Below are 17,962 nucleotides of genomic sequence, written 5' to 3'. Positions count from 1 at the left end.
CCAAAGTCGAAGGGACGCAAAATGTGGGATTACGTTAAACTGATCGTGCTTGGCACGATCGCGGTTCTGGCCGCGATCGCGGCCAATTTCGCGCATGATCTGCCGTATATGGTGAACGCAATCGTCGTCATGATCGCCGCTTCTCTCACCTTTCTGTGGGAGATCCGGCATGTGGGCGAGGTGCGGCTGCATCCGGCAAATGAATATATGGACGGCGTGGTGCGCGCCGGGGTGATTGCGACGACCTTCTGGGGCGTGGTGGGGTTTCTGGTGGGCGTGGTCATTGCATTTCAGTTGGCGTTTCCGTCGCTGAACCTGGGCAACATCACCGATGGTGTGCTGAACTTTGGTCGTCTGCGTCCGCTGCACACCTCTGCGGTGATCTTCGCTTTTGGCGGTAACGCGCTGATCATGAGCTCGTTTTACATCGTGCAACGCACCAGTGGTGTGCGGCTTTGGGGCGGCAATCTGGGCTGGTTCGTGTTCTGGGGTTGGCAGTTGATGATCGTTCTGGCGGCAACCTCGTACATCACGGGCGGCACGCAGGGCAAGGAATATGCCGAAACCGTCTGGTATATCGACATCTGGATCACGATTGTTTGGGTGGCTTTCCTTTTGGTGTTCATGGGAACGCTGTGGAAACGCCGTGAACCGCATATCTATGTCGCCAACTGGTTCTTGCTATCGATGATCATCACGGTGGCGATGCTGCATTTGGTCAACAACATGGCTATTCCCGTCAGTATTCTGTCCTCGCAATCGGTCCCGGTGTTCTCGGGCGTGCAGGATGCGATGACGCAGTGGTGGTATGGCCACAACGCGGTGGGCTTCTTTTTGACCGCGGGCTTCCTTGGCATGATGTACTACTTCGTGCCGAAGCAAGCCGAGCGTCCGGTCTATAGCTATAAGCTGTCGATCATCCACTTCTGGGCGCTGATCTTTCTGTATATCTGGGCCGGTCCGCACCACTTGCACTACACCGCTTTGCCGGAATGGGCGGGTACCTTGGGCATGGTGTTCTCGATCATCCTGTGGATGCCAAGCTGGGGTGGCATGATCAACGGTCTGATGACGCTGTCGGGCGCATGGGACAAGTTGCGCACCGATCCGATCATTCGGATGATGGTGGTTTCCATCGGCTTCTACGGCATGAGCACGTTTGAGGGCCCGATGATGAGCATCAAGGCCGTCAACAGCCTGTCGCATTACACTGACTGGACGATTGGTCACGTTCATTCCGGCGCTTTGGGCTGGAACGGCATGATCACTTTCGGGGCGCTTTACTTCCTGACACCGCGTTTGTGGAACCGCGAAAGCCTTTACAGCCTGAAACTGGTCAGCTGGCACTTCTGGTTGGCGACGATTGGGATCGTGCTTTACGCGTCCTCGATGTGGGTGACCGGGATCATGGAAGGCCTGATGTGGCGCGAAGTCGATGCCAATGGCTTCCTTGTGAACGCTTTTGCCGACACGGTGGCCGCGAAGTTCCCCATGTATGTAGTGCGGGGTCTGGGCGGCGGGATGTTCCTGACCGGGGCGCTGATCATGGCCTTTAACCTGTGGATGACGGTGCGCGCACAGCCTGCAAGGGCAGTGATCAACGCGAACAACGCCGTTCCTGCTGAATAACCGGAGGGCATGGATATGGCTTTTCTCGACAAACACAAAAAGATTGAGACCCATGCGACCTTGCTTATGGTTCTCAGCCTGTTGGTGGTGACCATCGGCGGTATCGTAGAGATCGCACCGCTGTTCTACTTGCAGAACACCATTGAAAAGGTGGAAGGGGTGCGCCCCTACACGCCGTTGGAACTTGCAGGGCGCGATATTTACATCCGCGAGGGCTGCTACAACTGCCACAGCCAGATGATCCGGCCGATGCGGGATGAGGTGGAGCGGTATGGCCATTATAGCCTTGCCGCCGAGTCGATGTATGATCATCCGTTCCAATGGGGCAGCAAGCGCACCGGGCCGGATTTGGCGCGAGTGGGCGGCAAATACTCGGACGCTTGGCATGTCGATCACCTGATCGACCCGCAGGCGGTGGTGCCGGAATCGGTGATGCCAAAGTATAGCTTCCTGATGGATGCCGAAATCGACGGCAAATATATCGGCGATATCATGGCGACGCATCGCATGGTGGGCGTGCCCTATACCGATGATGACTTGGTCAATGCGAAGGCCGATTTCGCGGCGCAGGCCGATCCGAACGCGGACACATCGGGGCTTGAGGCGCGTTATGGCAAGTTCACGGTGGCAAATTTCGATGGTCAGCCTGCGCTGACCGAGATGGATGCGCTGGTGGCCTATTTGCAGGTGTTGGGCACGATGGTCGATTTCTCGACCTTCATTCCTGACCCGAAACGCTAGGGGGCGGCTCATGGAACTCTATAGTCTCTTGCGCGAATTCGCTGACAGTTGGGTGCTGTTGTTCCTGACGCTGTTCTTTCTGGGGGTGTTTGTCTGGGCATGGCGTCCGGGCTCTCGCAAGACCCATGACGATATTGCGAATTCGATCTTCCGCCATGATCAGAAACCTGCGGCCCCCGCGCCGCAAACCGAGGAGGCGTAAACCATGTGCGCCAAGCAAGTGAAGCAAGCCCCGCGTGAGGTGCCGACAACCGGGCACGTTTGGGATGGTATTCAAGAATATGACAACCCGATGCCGCGATGGTGGCTGTGGGTGCTGTATCTGACGATCATCTGGGGGATCGGCTATACGATTGCCTATCCGGCGTGGCCACTGATTTCGGGCCATACGCAGGGGGTGATCGGGTCGAACCAGCGGGCGGATGTCGAGGCCGATATCAAGCGGTTTGACGATGCCAATGCCGGGATCAAAGCCAAACTGGTGGCGGCGGATTTGGCGAGTATTCCCGCCAATGACGAGTTGAAGACCTTTGCGGTGTCGGCCGGGGCGTCTTTGTTCAAGAACAACTGCGCGCAGTGTCATGGATCGGGTGCCGCGGGGGTGCAGGGCAAGGGCTATCCGAACCTCTTGGACAACGACTGGCTGTGGGGCGGCGATATGGCGGCGATCCATACCACGGTGACGCACGGCATCCGTAACACCACCGATGAGGATGCGCGTTTGTCGCAGATGCCTGCCTTTGGGGTGGATGGTATTCTGGAGAAACCGCAGATCGACCAGGTGGTGCAATATGTGCTGCAAATCTCGGGTCAGGATCATGACGCCGGACTGGCAACAGCGGGGGGTACGGTGTTTGCCGAGAATTGCGTGGCCTGTCATGGCGAGGATGCCAAGGGGATGCGTGACTTCGGTGCGCCGAACCTGACGGATGCGATCTGGCTCTATGGAGGTGACGTGGCGACCTTGACCGATACTGTGACGAAAGCGCGTTATGGCGTGATGCCGGCTTGGACGGGCAAGCTGTCTGAGGATGAAATCCGGGCTGTGGCGACTTATGTTCATAGTCTGGGTGGCGGCGAGTAATTCCTCGACTGGCAGCCAAAACCGCCCTCGGTTCACGCCGGGGGCGGTTTCATTTCAGGCGGAGCATTTAGCGGCCATGGCCATCGCCGGGGGTGCCGCTGCGGCCTTGCCAGAAGTACTCATCATCCCAGCGGCGCTGTGCCACTAGCTTTTCGCGGCTGGTGCGGTGGTCGATCTGCGGCGCGCTGGGGTGATCGGTGCGGGTGGCGACGCCAAAGGCGGCTGCAAGAATTCCTAACATGGTGGGCCTCATAGGGGTTGCTTGATGTAAGTAATATCGCTCAAAGTGGCGCATGTTTCCACGCAGCAACAATGTTTCCATGTAAGGCAGGCTTTCATGACGAACTGGCGACATATGCCGCCCTTGTCGGCGTTGCGGGCGTTTTCGGCTTTTGCAGAGGCGAGTGGGCTGGAGGAGGCGGGCGCGCGGATTGGGGTTACGCATGCCGCGATCAGCCAGCAGATCAGGGCGTTGGAGGCGCATTTGGGGCTGGCGTTGGTCGAACGCGGTGGGCGGCGGTTGGGGTTGACGGTTGAGGGGCGCAGACTGGCCGAGACGCTCCAGACCAGCTTTGCCGCGATTGCCAGCACGATTGAAGACCTGACTGGGGCGGATGCGGCACGGGTGCTGCGGATCACCACGACCTCGACCTTCGCGGGCGGTTGGCTGCTGCCACGTCTGGCGGATTTCCGAGCCAAGCATCCGGGGATTGATCTGGTGATCGACCCGACCGCCGAGGCGCGGGACATCGGGCGCGAGGCTGATCTGGGCATCCGTTATGGCAATGGCGGTTGGGCGGGGCTGGTGTCCAAGCTGGTGCTGCGGTCAGGTGTGGTGGTGGTGGCTTCGCCCAAGCTGGTGCCAGAGGGGGCGGCGTCTTCGTTGGCTGATTTGGCGAAACTGCCGTGGTTGCAGGAGTTGGGGACATCCGAGGCGACGGCGTTTCTGGATAGGCATGGGCTTCAGCGCGCGGAGGGGGCGGCGATGACCTCGATGCCGGGCACGCTGCTGCTGGATGCGGCACGGGATGGGCAGGGGGTGGCGATCTCGGTTCGCGCGTTCATGGAGGCTGATCTGGCGGCGGGGCGGTTGCGGTTGTTGTATGAGGATCATGGCCGCGAGGGCTATTTTCTGGTGACGCGACCGGGAATTTTGCGGTCATCCTTGCAGGTGTTTTGCGATTGGGTGTTAAAGCAAGCAGCGGGTGGGCGGGGACAAACGGTCGCAGGCTGAAGTTGTATTTCGGATGCGGGATTGATTCAGGTCAAAGTCCAGCGCGGCACCGGGGCGCATAGAGGGGCCAGCCTTAGCCACCGGAGAGTTCCGTGACAAATCCTGATACCCAGCCTCCCAGCCTTTATGCCGCGCGTGAGCCGATCTTTCCGCGCCGGGTCAAAGGTACCTTTCGCACGCTGAAATGGTGGCTGCTGGGGCTGATGCTGGGGGTTTACTACGTCACGCCTTGGTTGCGCTGGGATCGCGGGCCAAGTCTGCCGGACCAGGCGGTGCTGGTCGATATCGCCAACCGTCGGTTTTTCTTCTTCATGATCGAGATTTGGCCCTACGAGTTTTATTTCGTAGCCGGTCTGCTGATCATGGCGGGGCTGGGGTTGTTCCTGTTCACCAGCGCCGCAGGGCGGGTCTGGTGCGGCTATGCCTGCCCGCAAACGGTGTGGACGGATCTTTATATTTTGGTTGAGCGTTGGATTGAAGGCGACCGCAACGCGCGGCTGCGCTTGCATCGGCAAAACTGGAACCTGGAAAAGCTGCGCAAACGGCTGGTGAAGTGGAGCGTCTGGCTACTGATCGGCCTCGCCACGGGGGGGGCTTGGGTGTTCTATTTCACCGACGCGCCGACGTTGTTGCAGAACCTGATCCATGGCACCGCGCATCCGGTGGCTTATACCACGATGGCGATCCTGACCGCGACGACCTTTGTGTTTGGCGGCTTCGCGCGGGAACAGATTTGCATCTATGCCTGCCCTTGGCCGCGGATTCAGGCGGCGATGGTGGATGAGGATACGCTGACCATTGGCTACCGCGACTGGCGGGGCGAGCCGCGCGGCAAGGCGAGCGTCGAGGGCAACGGCGATTGCATAGACTGCATGGCGTGTGTGAACGTCTGCCCGATGGGGATTGATATTCGCGATGGTCAGCAGATGGCCTGCATCACCTGCGGTCTGTGCATCGACGCCTGCAACGATACGATGGCGAAGATTGGCAAGCCGTTGAACCTGATCAGCTATATGGCTCTGACGGATGAGGTCCGCGAACGCGCGGGGCAACCGGCGAAGTCGGTCTGGAGCCATGTGTTTCGGCCCAGAACAATGATGTATACCGTACTTTGGGCAGGAATTGGCATTGCCTTGGTGGTGGCGTTGTTCCTGCGGGCGTCGATTGATGTCAGCGTGACCCCGGTGCGCAATCCGATGTTCGTGACGCTATCGGATGGCGCGATCCGCAACACTTACGATCTGCGGCTACGCAATAAGCATGGCGAAGACCGTTGGTTCACCTTTGCCGCGACCTCGGATGCCGGGTTTCTGCTGACGTTGGATGGCGCGCCGGGCTTGAAGGTTCTGGTACCCGCCAATGCCACCAAGACTCAACGGCTTTTTGTGACGGCTCCGGCACATTCACTGGGGGCGGAGGCTGCACGGACTGATCTGCGGTTCTGGATTCAGGATTTGGGGACCGAGGCCGCGCCGGGCAATGATCGGGTGCATCATGACACCGTGTTCAACGGAAAGGGCGAATAAGATGGCCGAGGCGGGTGTACGCGAAATCAAGGGCTGGCATGTGCTGGCGTTTACCGTGGCGGCGTTTGGCGTGATCATCGCGGTCAATCTGGTGATGGCCTACAAGGCGATCAGCACGTTTCCGGGGCTGGAGGTGGAGAATTCCTACGTCGCTAGTCAGACGTTTGACGCGGATCGGCGGGCGCAGGAGGCGTTGGGTTGGACGGTTGCGCCCGGTTATGATAGCGCGAAGGGGGAGTTGGTGCTGGCCTTTACCGATGCTGCGGGCAAGCCGGTGGTGGTCGAGGGCTTGGATGTTCTGCTGGGCCGGGTGACCGAGGCGCGTGAGGATTCGACGCCTCGGTTTGTCTATGAGGGTGGGGTTTATGTGGCGAAAGCCGCTTTGCATCCGGGCAAATGGATGCTGCATGTCACGGCGCGCTCGGGCGATGGCGTGCTGTTTCAGCAGCGGCTGAACCTGTTTGTGAAAGGCTAGGCGATGAGCGTGGTCGAGTTTGAGCAGGGCGGGATGGCGGCTTGTCCGGCCTGTGTTGTGGTGCCTTTGGCGCAACAGCAGGCGCATGTGGCGGCGCGGGGACGGCTGATGTTGTCGCTGCCGTCGGCGCATTGTGCGGCTTGTATTTCGACGGTGGAAACTGCGTTGGCGGCGGTGCCGGGGGTGGACTCGTCTCGGGTGAATCTGACGATGAAGCGGGTGTCGGTGGATGCTATGGCTGACGTGACCGCAGAGGCTTTGGTTGCGGTGCTGGCGGGCGTGGGGTTTGAGGCGCATGAGCTGGACGCAGGGCTGCTGAGCGCCACGGAGACGGATCGGCAGGGGCGCGAGTTGCTGATGCGGCTGGGGGTGGCGTTCTTTTCAATGATGAACGTAATGCTGTTGTCGGTGGCGGTGTGGTCGGGGGCCGAAGGGGCGACGCGCGACATGTTCCACTGGATCTCGGCGGCGATTGCGGTGCCGACGGTGATTTTCTGTGGCCAGCCGTTTTTCCGTTCGGCCTGGGCGGGAGTTAGGGTTGGGCGGCTTGGGATGGATTTCCCGATCTCGCTGGCCTTGGTGCTGGCGTCGTCGATTTCACTGTTTGAGACGATTAAATCCGGCCATCACGCTTACTTTGATGCGGCGGTGATGCTGTGCTTCTTCCTTTTGCTGGGGCGCTATCTGGATCATCGCACCCGGGCGGTGGCGCGTTCGGCTGCCGAGGAATTGGCGGCGTTGGAGGTGCCTCGGGCCTCGGTGCTGGAGGATGGCGTTGAGGTGGTGCGGGTGATTTCCGAGGTAGTGGTCGGTGATCTGGTGCGGGTGCGTCCGGGGGGGCGGATGCCAGTGGATGGGGTGGTGGAAAGCGGCGCGTCGGAGGTGGATCGCAGTTTGCTGACCGGGGAAAGCCTGCCGGTGTTTGTCGGGCCGGGGATGGTGGTGGCGGCAGGGGAGGTCAATCTGACCGGGCCTTTGACGTTGCGGGTGACGGCGGCGGGGCGGGATTCGAGCCTGCACCGGATGGCGGATTTGGTCGCAGTGGCGGAAAGTGCGAAGACAAAATACACCACTTTGGCCGAGAGGGCGGCGCGGTTTTACTCGCCCTTGGTGCATATCCTGTCGTTCTCGGCCTTTAGCTACTGGATGTGGGCGACGGGGGGGGATCTGCGGTTTGCGATCAATATCTCGGCAGCGGTGTTGATCATCACTTGCCCCTGTGCCTTGGGCCTCGCGGTGCCTGCGGTGGTGACGGCTGCCTCTGGCAAGCTGTTCCGTAAGGGACTGTTGATCAAGCATGGCACGGCGCTGGAGCGATTGGCGCAAGTGGATTGCGTGGTGTTTGATAAGACCGGGACGCTGACGATGGGTGCGCCGGAGTTGGTGGATTTGATGGCGCATCCGGCTTGGGCTTTGGAGGTGGCGGCGGGATTGGCTGTGGGATCGGCGCATCCTTTGGCGCAGGCTTTGGCTGCGGCGGCGCGGGGGCAGGGAGTTGTCGCGGCAGAGGTATCTGATCTGCGCGAGGTGCCTGGCTATGGGGTGGAGGGCGTTTGGCGCGGGGAAGTGGTGCGGTTGGGCCGGGCGGATTGGTGCGGGGCGCAGGCACTGGCGGTGACGGCGACGTATCTGAGCGCGGGAGGCGAGACGCAGGCTTTCGCTTTCGCGGATCGGCTACGTCCGGGGGCGGAGGCTGCGATTGCGGCCCTGATGGCGCAGGGGATGCGGATCAAGTTGATCTCGGGCGACGTGCCGGGGGCGGTGGGAGAGCTCGCGGCACGGTTGGGGATTGCGGATTGGGTGGCGGGGGCTTTGCCTGCCGAGAAGGTGGCGCTGGTGCGCGCTTTGACCGCTGAGGGGCGACGAGTGTTGATGGTGGGGGATGGGCTGAACGACACGGCGGCTTTGGCTGTGGCGCATGTGTCGATCTCACCCGCGACGGCGCTGGATGCGGCGCGGACGGCTTCGGATATCGTGCTGCTCGGGCAGGATATGACGCCGATTGGCGATGCCACCCGGATCGCGCGGCAGGCGACGCGGCGGATGCTGGAGAATTTCGGGATTTCGGCGGCCTATAACGTGATTGCCGTGCCTTTGGCACTGATGGGGGCTGCAACTCCGCTGGCAGCGGCCTTGGCGATGTCTTTGTCGTCGATTACCGTCTCGCTGAATGCGATGCGGTTGAAGTAGGGGGAGGCGGGAGTCATGGAAATTCTGTCAATCCTGATTCCGGTGTCATTGCTGCTGGGGGGCGTGGGGTTGCTGGCGTTTATCTGGGCGATGAAGACCAAGCAGTTTGACGACCCATCCGGCGATGCCAATCGGATCTTGATGAAGGATTGGGACGACAAGCCGAAGCAGTAAGCGAATTCCGAAACGGAATTCGTGCACGATTTTCGGGGCGAAAATCGGTTAGGCGCGGCCGGAAGTTGCCGAAAGGCTGAGCGGTTCGATGCCCATGCCGCGCAAGGCGCCTGCCCATTTGGAGGCGTCGTTTTCGGCGAAGATCAGCGCTTCGGAGGGCTCTACCGTCAGCCAGTCATTGCGGGTGATTTCAGCCTCGAGCTGGCCCGGACCCCAGCCGGAATATCCCAATGCCAGCAGGGCTTTGTCGGGGCCTTGGCCTTGCGCCATCGCTTCCAGCACGTCCAGCGTCGCGGTCATGCCAAAGCCGCCTTCGATCTTCAACGTCGCTGGGCCGCCGATGTAATCGGGAGAGTGCAGCACGAAGCCGCGCCCGCGTTCGACCGGGCCACCGAAATGCACGGCGATCTTGCGGCTTTCCTCGCCCAGCGGGATTTTCAGATGTTCGAGCAGGCCAGAGAACGACATATCGGGCAGGGTTTTGTTGATGATCAGACCCATGGCACCTTCAGGTGTGTGGGCGCAGACGAGGATCACCGCATGCTCAAACCTCGGGTCGCCCATACCGGGCATTGCCACCAATAGCTTTCCGCAGAGATCCATCGAATCGCGCCCCTATGTCTGGTTGGACTCAAGATGGGCAAAGCCGGATTTGGTTACAAGCCTCTCGCCGGATCGTGATTTCCCCGAAGGCGGCGCTTTGCTTATGACAGTCTCATGCTGAAAGCTCTGACATTCGCGCTCTGCGCCGCCTCGCCTGCCCTTGCGCTCTGCGCAGCGACGGCTGCTTTTGCCACCACGCAAGACGATGTCTTGCAGGCTGATCTGCTGCCGGGTTGGCAGATGCAGAACGGCCACCATATGGCAGGGCTGCGGTTGCAGCTTGCACCCGATTGGAAGACCTATTGGCGCAGCCCCGGTGAGGCGGGGATACCGCCGCTGTTCAACTGGTCGGGTTCGGTGAACGTCAAATCTGTGCTTGTGCATTGGCCGAGCCCGGTGGTGTTTCACACCAATGGCATGCAGACGATTGGCTATCACGAAGGCGTGGTGCTGCCGCTGGAGGTGGTGCCGCTGGATGCGTCCAAGCCCGTGGAGTTGCGGGCCGGGGTTGATCTGGGAGTGTGCAATCAGATTTGCATGCCAGCGGAGGTGCAGCTTACCGCCGTTTTGGATGCGGGTGCGCCTGATGCGGCGATCAACGCGGCTTTGCGGGCGCAGCCTGTGGGCGGCAAGGCGGCGGGGTTGCGGGCGATTTCTTGTGAGGTGGCCCCGATTGTCGACGGGTTGCGGTTGACCGCAGTGCTGGATTTGCCGCAGCGTGGGGCCGAGACGGTGGTGTTTGAAACCTCGGATGCAAGCGTCTGGGTGGGTGAGGCGGAAAGCACGCGGGCTGGCGGGCGGTTGACGGCAGGCGTCGATCTGGTGGCCAGCAGCGGAGCACCCTTTGCGCTGGATCGCTCGGGCGTGGTGGTGACTGTGTTGGGGCCCAGTGGGTCAGTCGAGATCGCAGGTTGCCCCGCGCCGTGAGGGTCAAGGCGGAGGGGGCCTCCTGCGGGCATATTTGAGCAGAGAGGACGACCTTGGGGGCCATTTTCATCCGAGCGGGGCGGCTTTTTACCTGCGTAGTTTGGTCTGCAGCGACAGAAGGTCGGCCCAAGCTTCGCGTTTGGCGATGGGGTTGCGCAGCAGGTAAGCGGGGTGGGTCATCGGCAGCACGGGTTTGCCTAGTGCTTCGGTCCAGTTGCCCCGCGCGCGCAGGATGCCTTTGGTGTTCAGGAGGGTTTGCAGCGGCGTGTTGCCGACCAGCACGATGACATCGGGATTGATCAAGGCGATGTGACGTTCCACGAAGGGGCGCATCATGGCGATTTCATCCAGCGAGGGGTCGCGGTTTTGCGGCGGGCGCCATGGCAGGGTGTTGGTGATATAGAGCGCGGTTTCGGGGTCGGGCGAGGTGCGGGCAAGGCCGATGGCGGCGAACATGCGGTCGAGCAGTTGGCCTGCGCGACCGACGAAGGGGCGGCCTTCGCGGTCTTCTTCCACACCGGGGGCTTCGCCGAGGATCAGCACGCGGGCCTTTGGGTTGCCGTCGGCGAAGACGAGGTTGCGCGCGCCGCGTTTGAGTTCGCAATGCTCGAAGGCGGCGACGGCCTCGCGCAGGGCTTCCAGCGTTTCGCAGCCATTGGCCGCCGCACGGGCAGCAAAGATCGCAGCTTCGGGATTTGGTGCTTCGGGTTCGGGTGGCGGCGGGGTGACTTTGGGCGCCGCGATGATCGGAGCCGGAGCCGGGGCTTTGATCGGCTCTGGCAGGTCGTAGCGGTTGAGCGGGGTTTCGGCTGAAATATCGGTCAGGCCAAGATCGACCTGCCACGCCAATGCGGCCAAGGCGGCATGCCAGTCGCCTGCGATGTTGGAGTCGATTCCCATTGTGGCAAAGTAGGGGGCTTGCGACTGGGGAACAAGCCTTGCCGGGGGCGCTTGGGGTTTCTATAAGCGGCAAAACATGCCCTGGAGATGCCGATGAGCTTTCGCGCCCGCCACCTGCTTGGGATCGAGCAACTTTCGCCTTTGGAAATCACCACGATCTTGGATTTGGCGGATCGCTATGTCGATCTGAACCGCCGCACGGTGAAATCGTCGGATGCTTTGGCGGGGCTGACGCAGATCAACATGTTCTTTGAGAACTCCACCCGCACGCAGGCCAGTTTTGAGTTGGCCGGGAAACGGCTGGGCGCGGATGTGATGAATATGTCGGTTGGCTCGTCTTCGGTGAAGAAAGGCGAGACGCTGATTGATACCGCGATGACGCTGAACGCGATGCACCCGGATTTGCTGGTGGTGCGGCACGGCGCGTCGGGGGCAGTGAATTTGCTGGCGTCCAAGGTCAACTGCGCGGTGCTGAACGCGGGCGACGGGCGGCACGAGCATCCGACGCAGGCACTGCTCGATGCGCTGACCATCCGGCGGGCGAAGGGGCGGATTCAGCGGCTGACGATTGCGATTTGCGGCGATATTGCGCATTCGCGCGTCGCCCGCAGCAATTTGATTTTGCTGGGGAAGATGGAGAACCGGCTGCGGTTGATTGCGCCGCCGACCCTGATGCCTGCGGGGGTGGAGCATTTCGGCTGTGAGCTTTACGACGACATGCGCAAGGGGCTTGAGGGTGCCGATGTGGTGATGATGCTGCGCTTGCAGAAGGAACGGATGGACGGCGGGTTTATCCCTTCTGAACGCGAGTATTATCACCGCTACGGGCTGGATGCCGAGAAGCTGAGTTTCGCTAAGCCCGATGCGATTGTGATGCATCCGGGGCCGATGAACCGGGGCGTCGAGATTGACGGCGAGTTGGCGGACGACATCAACCGAAGCGTGATTCAGGATCAGGTCGAGATGGGTGTGGCGGTGCGGATGGCCTGCATGGATTTGCTGGCGCGCAACCTGCGCGCCGAGCGCGGCCGAGCGGCTGTGGGGACGATGGTATGACCAAGAAACCCAAGCAGAAATGGTCGGACGCCCGGATGAGCGGCATGGTGGCCACCGGCGTGCTGGTGTTTCTGGCGGTGTTTACTGTGGCGTTTGTTTGGATGGCGGGGTGAGGGATGGTTTCCCTAGTCTACCTAGACCCTGGCGAGTTCTGGCGCAGCCGCATCGAACTGGGTGAAAAAATTATCTGGATGGGGACAGCCACACCGTTTTCACACAAAAATAGGTTGGTATTCGAATTGGTGTTGTGGGTTTTCGCGGCTACCGTCTGGTTGTACATATTTTTGAAACCCACTCATTGCGCCGAAGTAAGTTTTGCGCTGCAAGGCAAGTGCGAAATTTCCTTCTATGGCGGTGCGCCAATAGTTTTGATCTTCTTTGCGTTGTTCTTAAAGGATGTTGCCCTTGTTTTGTCAAAAGCTCTGCACAGATCCTATGCCGCTTGGACAATAACCGATGTGAGAGTTTATTGTTACGTAAATTGGTTTAAGGAATCGCATTTTAGCTTTGCGCATGAATGTGAAGTCCCGCAACTAACGCCCAGTTCGCCCATTCGAGCGAGGAAAGGGTCTAGGTGCTTAGCATTTGTCCGGGGCAGGGCACTATACTTTGCCGATAAATATTTCATGGGCGCTTTGTCTCAACCTCAATGTGATGAAATTCAGGATATTATGCGGAGCCTTGCCAAGACAGTGGGAAAGCCTCCTCTGGCGATGAATGAAAGATGACAAGTATGACCCTCCACTTCACCAACGCCCGCCTGATCAACCCGGAATCCGGCACCGATGAGATCGGCTCGCTGACCATCGACAATGGGGTAATCGTGGCGCTGGATGACGATGCGCCTGCGGGTGCAACCGAGGTGGATTGCGGCGGGCATTGTCTCGCGCCCGGCATTGTCGATATTGGCGTCAAGATCGGCGAACCCGGTGAGCGGCATAAGGAATCCTTCCGCTCGGCGGGGCTGGCGGCTTCGGCTGGCGGGATCACCACGATGGTGGTGCGGCCGGATACCACGCCCTCGATCGACACGCCGGAGGTGTTGGAATTTGTGACCCGGCGCGCGGGCGAGGCGCGGGTGCGGATCCGGCATATGGCGGCGCTGACCAAGGGGCGGTTGGGGCATGAGATGACCGAGATCGGCTTTCTGCTCGATGCGGGTGCTGTGGCGTTTACCGATGTGTTCAAGGTTTCCAGCGATACCAAGGCGCTGTCGCGGGCGTTCACCTATGCGCGGTCTTTGGGGGCCTTGGTGATCGGGCATCCGCAGGAGCCGGGGCTCTCAGTTGGGGCGGCGGCGACCTCTGGCAAGTTTGCCAGTTTGCGCGGGTTGCCGGGAGTTTCGGCGATGGCGGAGCGGATTGGGCTGGACCGCGATCTGGGCTTGGTTGAGATGACCGGGGTGCGCTATCACGTCGATCAGATCACCACGGCGCGCAGTCTGCCTGCGTTGGAGCGCGCCAAAGCGAATGGCTTTGACGTGACGGCGGGGGTGTCGATCCACCATCTGACGCTGAACGAGATTGATGTCGGCGATTACCGGACGTTCTTTAAGTTCACCCCGCCGCTGCGGTCGGAAGAAGACCGGATGGCGATGGTGCAGGCGGTAGCCGAGGGGTTGATCGACGTGATCGGGTCATTTCATACTCCGGCGGATGAGGAGAGCAAGCGGCTGCCGTTTGAGGAAGCGGCTTCGGGGGCGGTGGGTTTGGAGACTTTGCTGCCTGCGGCGTTGCGGCTGTATCATGCGGGGCAGTTGGATTTGCCGACACTGTTCCGGGCGTTGTCTTTGAACTCCTCGAAACGGCTGGGGTTGCCGCAGGGGCGGCTTTCGGTGGGGGCTCCGGCGGATTTGGTGCTGTTCGACCCCTACGCCCCTTACCTGCTAGATCGGTTCAAATTGCACTCGAAATCTAAGAACACACCGTTTGACGGCTGCCGGATGGAGGGTAAGGTGCTGGCAACTTATGTCGCGGGCCAAGCGGTTTATCAGGGGTAAGATATGCCAGAGATTGTTTCTTCGCCGTTGGTTTTGGTAGCGGTCGCGGTGCTGGCCTATCTGCTTGGGTCGGTGCCGTTTGGCGTGGTGATCACGCGGGCGCTGGGTCTGGGGGATTTGCGTTCTATCGGCTCGGGGAACATTGGCGCGACCAATGTGCTGCGGACGGGGAACAAGGGTGCGGCCTTGGCGACACTGATTCTGGATGCGGCGAAGGGCGGCATCGCGGTGCTGATCGCGCGCTATGCGGTGGGAGAGGATGCGGCGCAACTGGCCGGGTTAGCGGCCTTTCTCGGGCATCTGTTCCCGGTTTGGCTGGGGTTTAAAGGCGGCAAAGGGGTGGCGACATTCCTTGGCACGTTGTTGGCTTTGGCTTGGCCGGTGGGGCTGGCGGCCTGTGCGACTTGGGCGTTGGCGGCGGCTGTGTGGCGGATATCGTCGCTGGCGGCACTGGTGGCGGCGGCCTTGTCGGGGCTGTGGCTGTTCATGTTCGATCAGGGCCAGATGCTGGCTCTGGTGTTCATTCTCACCGTGCTGGTCTACATCCGGCACTGGCCAAATTTGCAGCGCCTTAAAGCGGGAACGGAGCCGAGGATCGGGGCGAAGAAGGCCTAAAGGATTTGCTCTTTTTGAAATACTCCCGCCGGAGGCTTCTGGCATAAATGCAGTTAGCCTACGGCGGGGATATTTAGGCCAGAGTGAAACCTAGAGGCTCGACGCCTCATAGATCGGTGTCAGGTCTTTGCCCCAGGCGCCGTTATAGAGATCTAGCCAGCGGTCGGCTTGGGTCTTCTCGGTGGCGAGGTTTTGCACCAGGGGGGCGAGGTAGCGCTGCTCATCAAGGCCACGGGCAGCGAGGCCTGCGTGCGACAGGCCGACGGCTGCGCGGGCGAGGTCTAGCAGTTTGATGCTGTTGGCTTCGGCTTGCAGGGCGCTGACAGAGGCGTTGACGCGCAGGGCTTCGCGGGTCTCGGTGTCAAAACCTTTGACCAGATCCCATGCGGCGTCCAATGCAGCGTCGTCATACATTAGGCCGACCCAGAAAGCGGGTAGCGCGTCGATATGGGCTTGGTCGCCGCAATCTGCCCCGCGCATTTCGATGTATTTCTTCACGCGGGCTTCGGGGAACACGGTGGTCATATGGTCGGCCCAGTCGGACAGGGTGGGCTTTTCACCGGGCAAAGCGGGCAGGTTTCCAGCGAGGAAGTCGCGGAAGGATTGACCCAAAGCGTTGATATATTTGCCGTCGCGGTAGACGAAATACATCGGGGCATCCAAGACCCAGTCTACATATTGTTGGAAGCCGAAACCTTGATCGAAGGCGAAGGGCAGCATTCCGGTGCGGGCATTGTCCAAGCCGCGCCAGATGCGGCTGCGCCATGATTTATGGGCATTGGGTTTGCCATCGAAGAACGGCGAGGAGGCGAACAGGGCGGTGGCGACGGGTTGTAAGGCGAGGGCGACGCGGAGTTTTTTCACCATATCGGCCTCCGACGCGTAGTCGAGGTTCACTTGCACGGTGCAGGTGCGATACATCATCTGGGTGCCATGAGTGCCGACGCGGCCCATATAATCGGTCATCAGACGGTAACGGCCTTTTGGCATCACCGGCATGGTCTGGGCCGACCATTCCGGCGCGGCCCCGATCCCCATGAATTTGATGCCCAGAGGATCGGCGATGGCGCGGACCTCGTCGAGGTGATTTTGCAATTCAGCCGCGCCTTGGTGCAAGTTTTCCAAGGGCGCACCGGAGAGTTCAAACTGGCCACCCGGCTCAAGGCTGATGTTCGCGCCGTTGCGCGTCATACCGATGATGTTCTCGGCTTCCAGCACCGGGGTCCAGCCGAAGCCTTGCAGGCCCGCGAATAGGGCGGATACTGAACGGTCGCCAGCATAGGGCAGCGGCGCGCGGCTGTCGGTCAGCCAGCCGAATTTCTCATGCTCGGTGCCGATGCGCCAATCGGCTTTCGGTTTGCTGCCAGACTCCAGCAACTCGGCGAGTTGCGAGAAATCTTCGATGGGGCCGCCGCCGGACTGGGGAATCGACATGGGGCAGGGCCCTTTCGCGTTGGAAATTTCAGGATGCAACAGGTGGAGCGGAGCCGTGCCTAAGTCAAGAGAGGCTGCGCAGCGTTACAATTGCTTCACGATCCGGGCAACACCCCGCGACCGGGGCGATACCAGATGGTTTTTGTCTCGGCGGCGAGGGAAAGCGTGGTGCTGCCAGTGCTGGGTTTGGCATCAAGAGCGGCGACTAAGGCGAGGGTGTTCATGCCGGGCAGGCTGGCGAAGGCGTCGAACAGTTTGTCCGCACCGGTGGCATCGATCGGGATCAGCAGGGCTTGGCCATCGGCTTGTTTCAAGCGCCAGACGCGGCGGCCGCGTAAGCTGAGCAGGCGCAGCTCGGTCAGCTCGGGGATTGAGACATAGCCGCCGGTTTGTGGCCCGAGATAGCCGATCTGGCCTTCATCGACCTCGACAATGCCGGGGGCCTCGACGGTTTGGGCAAAGCGCTGGCGGCGCAGCGCAAGGATGGCCCAAGCCACGCCGAATGCACCGATGGCGGTGCCAACAGGGGTGAGCAGGTAGCCACCTAATAGGATCAGCCAGAGGCCGAAGCCTATGATGGCAGATGCCCAGATCACTTCGGAGAAGCGCCGCAGCATGGCGAGGAACTCGGGGCGGATCATGCCCAGTCGCCTAAGGTCGCTTGCCACAGGGTGAGGGCTGCGACGGCGGCGGTGTCAGCACGCAGGATGCGGGGGCCGAGGGCGGTGGGGTGGATTTGCGGCAGCCCGCGCAGGCGGGTTTGTTCGTCTGCCGAGAAGCCGCCTTCGGGGCCGATCAGGATCGCCCATTTTCCGCCGCGTGGGCCACTTAGGGCCGGGGCTTGGCCGACCATCGCCTCATCACACCACAGCAGCTTGCGGTCTGCGGGGAGAGTGGTGAGGAATTTATCCAAGCTGGTCAGGTCGCTGACTTCGGGGACGAAGGTGGCGCCGCATTGCTCGGCCGCCTCTAAAGCGTGGGCTTGCAGGCGGTCTTGCCGGATGCGTTCGGCGTTGGTGTGGCGGGTTTGCACCGGAATGATGCGGGCGGCCCCCAGTTCGGTGGCTTTTTCGACGATGAAATCGGTGCGGGCTTTTTTGATCGGCGCGAAGGCGAGCCAGAGATCGGGGGGCAGGCGCAAAGGCGCGGTTTGATCGGTGCAGATCAGGATGCCGCCGCGTTTGCCAGCCTCGGCAATTTCCGCGCGCCATTCACCGTCGCGGCCATTGAACAGGGCCACAGGCGCGCCGCGCGCAAGCCGCATCACGTTGAAAAGATAGTGGGCCTGATCGGCGTTGACGGCCACGGCTTGCCCATGCGCCAGTGCCTGATCTACATAGAGGCGGATTTTTGCATCTGTCATGCCGGGGAATCT

The 17,962-nt window shown here is 61.1% G+C and carries 20 protein-coding genes; 14 read left to right on the top strand and 6 right to left on the bottom strand.

The genetic code is table 11. The features are described 5' to 3' along the window. Nucleotides 1-21 precede the first annotated feature (21 nt). From ccoN to ccoP, 4 genes are read left to right on the top strand one after another with little or no spacing between them, the layout of a single operon-like run. On the top strand, nt 22-1,629 hold the full coding sequence (gene ccoN / locus AKV04_RS05700; RefSeq protein ID WP_054005479.1) for a cytochrome-c oxidase, cbb3-type subunit I: 1,608 nt from the start codon (nt 22-24) through the stop codon (nt 1,627-1,629). A 15-nt stretch (nt 1,630-1,644) separates the two neighbouring features. Beyond that, nucleotides 1,645-2,370: a cytochrome-c oxidase, cbb3-type subunit II gene (gene ccoO / locus AKV04_RS05695; protein WP_054005598.1), complete on the top strand. Its 726-nt coding sequence runs from the start codon at nt 1,645-1,647 to the stop codon at nt 2,368-2,370. Between the two features lie 10 nt (nt 2,371-2,380). Further along, on the top strand, nt 2,381-2,572 hold the full coding sequence (locus tag AKV04_RS05690; RefSeq protein WP_054005478.1) for a CcoQ/FixQ family Cbb3-type cytochrome c oxidase assembly chaperone: 192 nt from the start codon (nt 2,381-2,383) through the stop codon (nt 2,570-2,572). Between the two features lie 3 nt (nt 2,573-2,575). Next, nucleotides 2,576-3,454, top strand: a complete 879-nt coding sequence (gene ccoP / locus AKV04_RS05685) for a cytochrome-c oxidase, cbb3-type subunit III (RefSeq protein WP_054005477.1) — start codon at nt 2,576-2,578, stop codon at nt 3,452-3,454. A 67-nt stretch (nt 3,455-3,521) separates the two neighbouring features. Here ccoP and AKV04_RS26065 read toward each other — a convergent pair whose 3' ends face one another. Beyond that, nucleotides 3,522-3,695: a hypothetical protein gene (locus AKV04_RS26065; protein WP_156317390.1), complete on the bottom strand. Its 174-nt coding sequence runs from the start codon at nt 3,693-3,695 to the stop codon at nt 3,522-3,524. A gap of 96 nt (nt 3,696-3,791) precedes the next feature. Between AKV04_RS26065 and AKV04_RS05680 the strand changes: the two genes are divergently transcribed. From AKV04_RS05680 to ccoS, 5 genes are all read left to right on the top strand, one after another. Then, complete coding sequence (locus tag AKV04_RS05680) at nt 3,792-4,688, top strand: LysR family transcriptional regulator (RefSeq protein WP_054005476.1); 897 nt, start codon at nt 3,792-3,794, stop codon at nt 4,686-4,688. Between the two features lie 92 nt (nt 4,689-4,780). After that, nucleotides 4,781-6,214: a cytochrome c oxidase accessory protein CcoG gene (ccoG, locus tag AKV04_RS05675; protein ID WP_054005475.1), complete on the top strand. Its 1,434-nt coding sequence runs from the start codon at nt 4,781-4,783 to the stop codon at nt 6,212-6,214. Nucleotide 6,215: 1 nt separating this feature from the next. After that, a complete protein-coding gene (locus AKV04_RS05670; protein WP_054005474.1) occupies nt 6,216-6,689 on the top strand; it encodes a FixH family protein in 474 nt (157 codons plus the stop codon). A 3-nt stretch (nt 6,690-6,692) separates the two neighbouring features. Beyond that, nucleotides 6,693-8,879 (top strand): heavy metal translocating P-type ATPase, encoded by a 2,187-nt coding sequence (locus tag AKV04_RS05665; protein ID WP_054005473.1) that lies wholly within the window; start codon nt 6,693-6,695, stop codon nt 8,877-8,879. Nucleotides 8,880-8,894: 15 nt separating this feature from the next. Further along, on the top strand, nt 8,895-9,053 hold the full coding sequence (gene ccoS, locus AKV04_RS05660) for a cbb3-type cytochrome oxidase assembly protein CcoS (RefSeq protein ID WP_054005472.1): 159 nt from the start codon (nt 8,895-8,897) through the stop codon (nt 9,051-9,053). A 48-nt stretch (nt 9,054-9,101) separates the two neighbouring features. Here ccoS and AKV04_RS05655 read toward each other — a convergent pair whose 3' ends face one another. Further along, nucleotides 9,102-9,656, bottom strand: a complete 555-nt coding sequence (locus tag AKV04_RS05655) for a YqgE/AlgH family protein (protein ID WP_054005471.1) — start codon at nt 9,654-9,656, stop codon at nt 9,102-9,104. A 114-nt stretch (nt 9,657-9,770) separates the two neighbouring features. Between AKV04_RS05655 and AKV04_RS05650 the strand changes: the two genes are divergently transcribed. Beyond that, nucleotides 9,771-10,583 carry a protein-disulfide reductase DsbD domain-containing protein gene (locus AKV04_RS05650; RefSeq protein ID WP_054005470.1) on the top strand — a complete coding sequence of 271 codons (813 nt, stop codon included), beginning with the start codon at nt 9,771-9,773 and terminating at the stop codon, nt 10,581-10,583. Nucleotides 10,584-10,670: 87 nt separating this feature from the next. Here the strand turns inward: AKV04_RS05650 and AKV04_RS05645 are convergent, their stop codons facing one another. Then, nucleotides 10,671-11,483 (bottom strand): uracil-DNA glycosylase, encoded by an 813-nt coding sequence (locus AKV04_RS05645; RefSeq protein WP_235815550.1) that lies wholly within the window; start codon nt 11,481-11,483, stop codon nt 10,671-10,673. 93 nt (nt 11,484-11,576) lie between these two features. Here AKV04_RS05645 and AKV04_RS05640 point away from each other — a divergent pair, with 93 nt between their 5' ends. The 4 genes from AKV04_RS05640 (at nt 11,577) to plsY (ending at nt 15,153) form a co-directional block, all read left to right on the top strand. After that, the gene (locus AKV04_RS05640) at nt 11,577-12,539 is read left to right on the top strand and encodes an aspartate carbamoyltransferase catalytic subunit (protein WP_054005596.1); all 963 of its coding nucleotides are present in this window, start codon (nt 11,577-11,579) and stop codon (nt 12,537-12,539) included. A gap of 116 nt (nt 12,540-12,655) precedes the next feature. After that, a complete protein-coding gene (locus AKV04_RS05635; protein ID WP_054005469.1) occupies nt 12,656-13,267 on the top strand; it encodes a hypothetical protein in 612 nt (203 codons plus the stop codon). Between the two features lie 5 nt (nt 13,268-13,272). Then, nucleotides 13,273-14,538: a dihydroorotase gene (pyrC, locus tag AKV04_RS05630; protein ID WP_054005468.1), complete on the top strand. Its 1,266-nt coding sequence runs from the start codon at nt 13,273-13,275 to the stop codon at nt 14,536-14,538. Nucleotides 14,539-14,541: 3 nt separating this feature from the next. Further along, the gene (gene plsY / locus AKV04_RS05625; protein ID WP_054005467.1) at nt 14,542-15,153 is read left to right on the top strand and encodes a glycerol-3-phosphate 1-O-acyltransferase PlsY; all 612 of its coding nucleotides are present in this window, start codon (nt 14,542-14,544) and stop codon (nt 15,151-15,153) included. 90 nt (nt 15,154-15,243) lie between these two features. Here plsY and AKV04_RS05620 read toward each other — a convergent pair whose 3' ends face one another. The 3 genes from AKV04_RS05620 to AKV04_RS05610 form a co-directional block, all read right to left on the bottom strand. Further along, nucleotides 15,244-16,587 (bottom strand): glutamate--cysteine ligase, encoded by a 1,344-nt coding sequence (locus AKV04_RS05620; RefSeq protein ID WP_054005466.1) that lies wholly within the window; start codon nt 16,585-16,587, stop codon nt 15,244-15,246. A gap of 95 nt (nt 16,588-16,682) precedes the next feature. Further along, nucleotides 16,683-17,228 carry a hypothetical protein gene (locus tag AKV04_RS05615; RefSeq protein ID WP_054005465.1) on the bottom strand — a complete coding sequence of 182 codons (546 nt, stop codon included), beginning with the start codon at nt 17,226-17,228 and terminating at the stop codon, nt 16,683-16,685. Further along, nucleotides 17,225-17,950, bottom strand: a complete 726-nt coding sequence (locus AKV04_RS05610) for a 16S rRNA (uracil(1498)-N(3))-methyltransferase (RefSeq protein ID WP_054005464.1) — start codon at nt 17,948-17,950, stop codon at nt 17,225-17,227. The genes AKV04_RS05615 and AKV04_RS05610 overlap by 4 nt, the downstream gene beginning before the upstream one ends. Nucleotides 17,951-17,962: the final 12 nt, after the last annotated feature.

This window comes from Cypionkella psychrotolerans, from assembly GCF_001294535.1.
Lineage (GTDB): Bacteria > Pseudomonadota > Alphaproteobacteria > Rhodobacterales > Rhodobacteraceae > Cypionkella > Cypionkella psychrotolerans.
The sequence above is the reverse complement of the archived record's forward strand: the minus strand, read 5'-3'. Positions and strand labels throughout refer to the sequence as shown.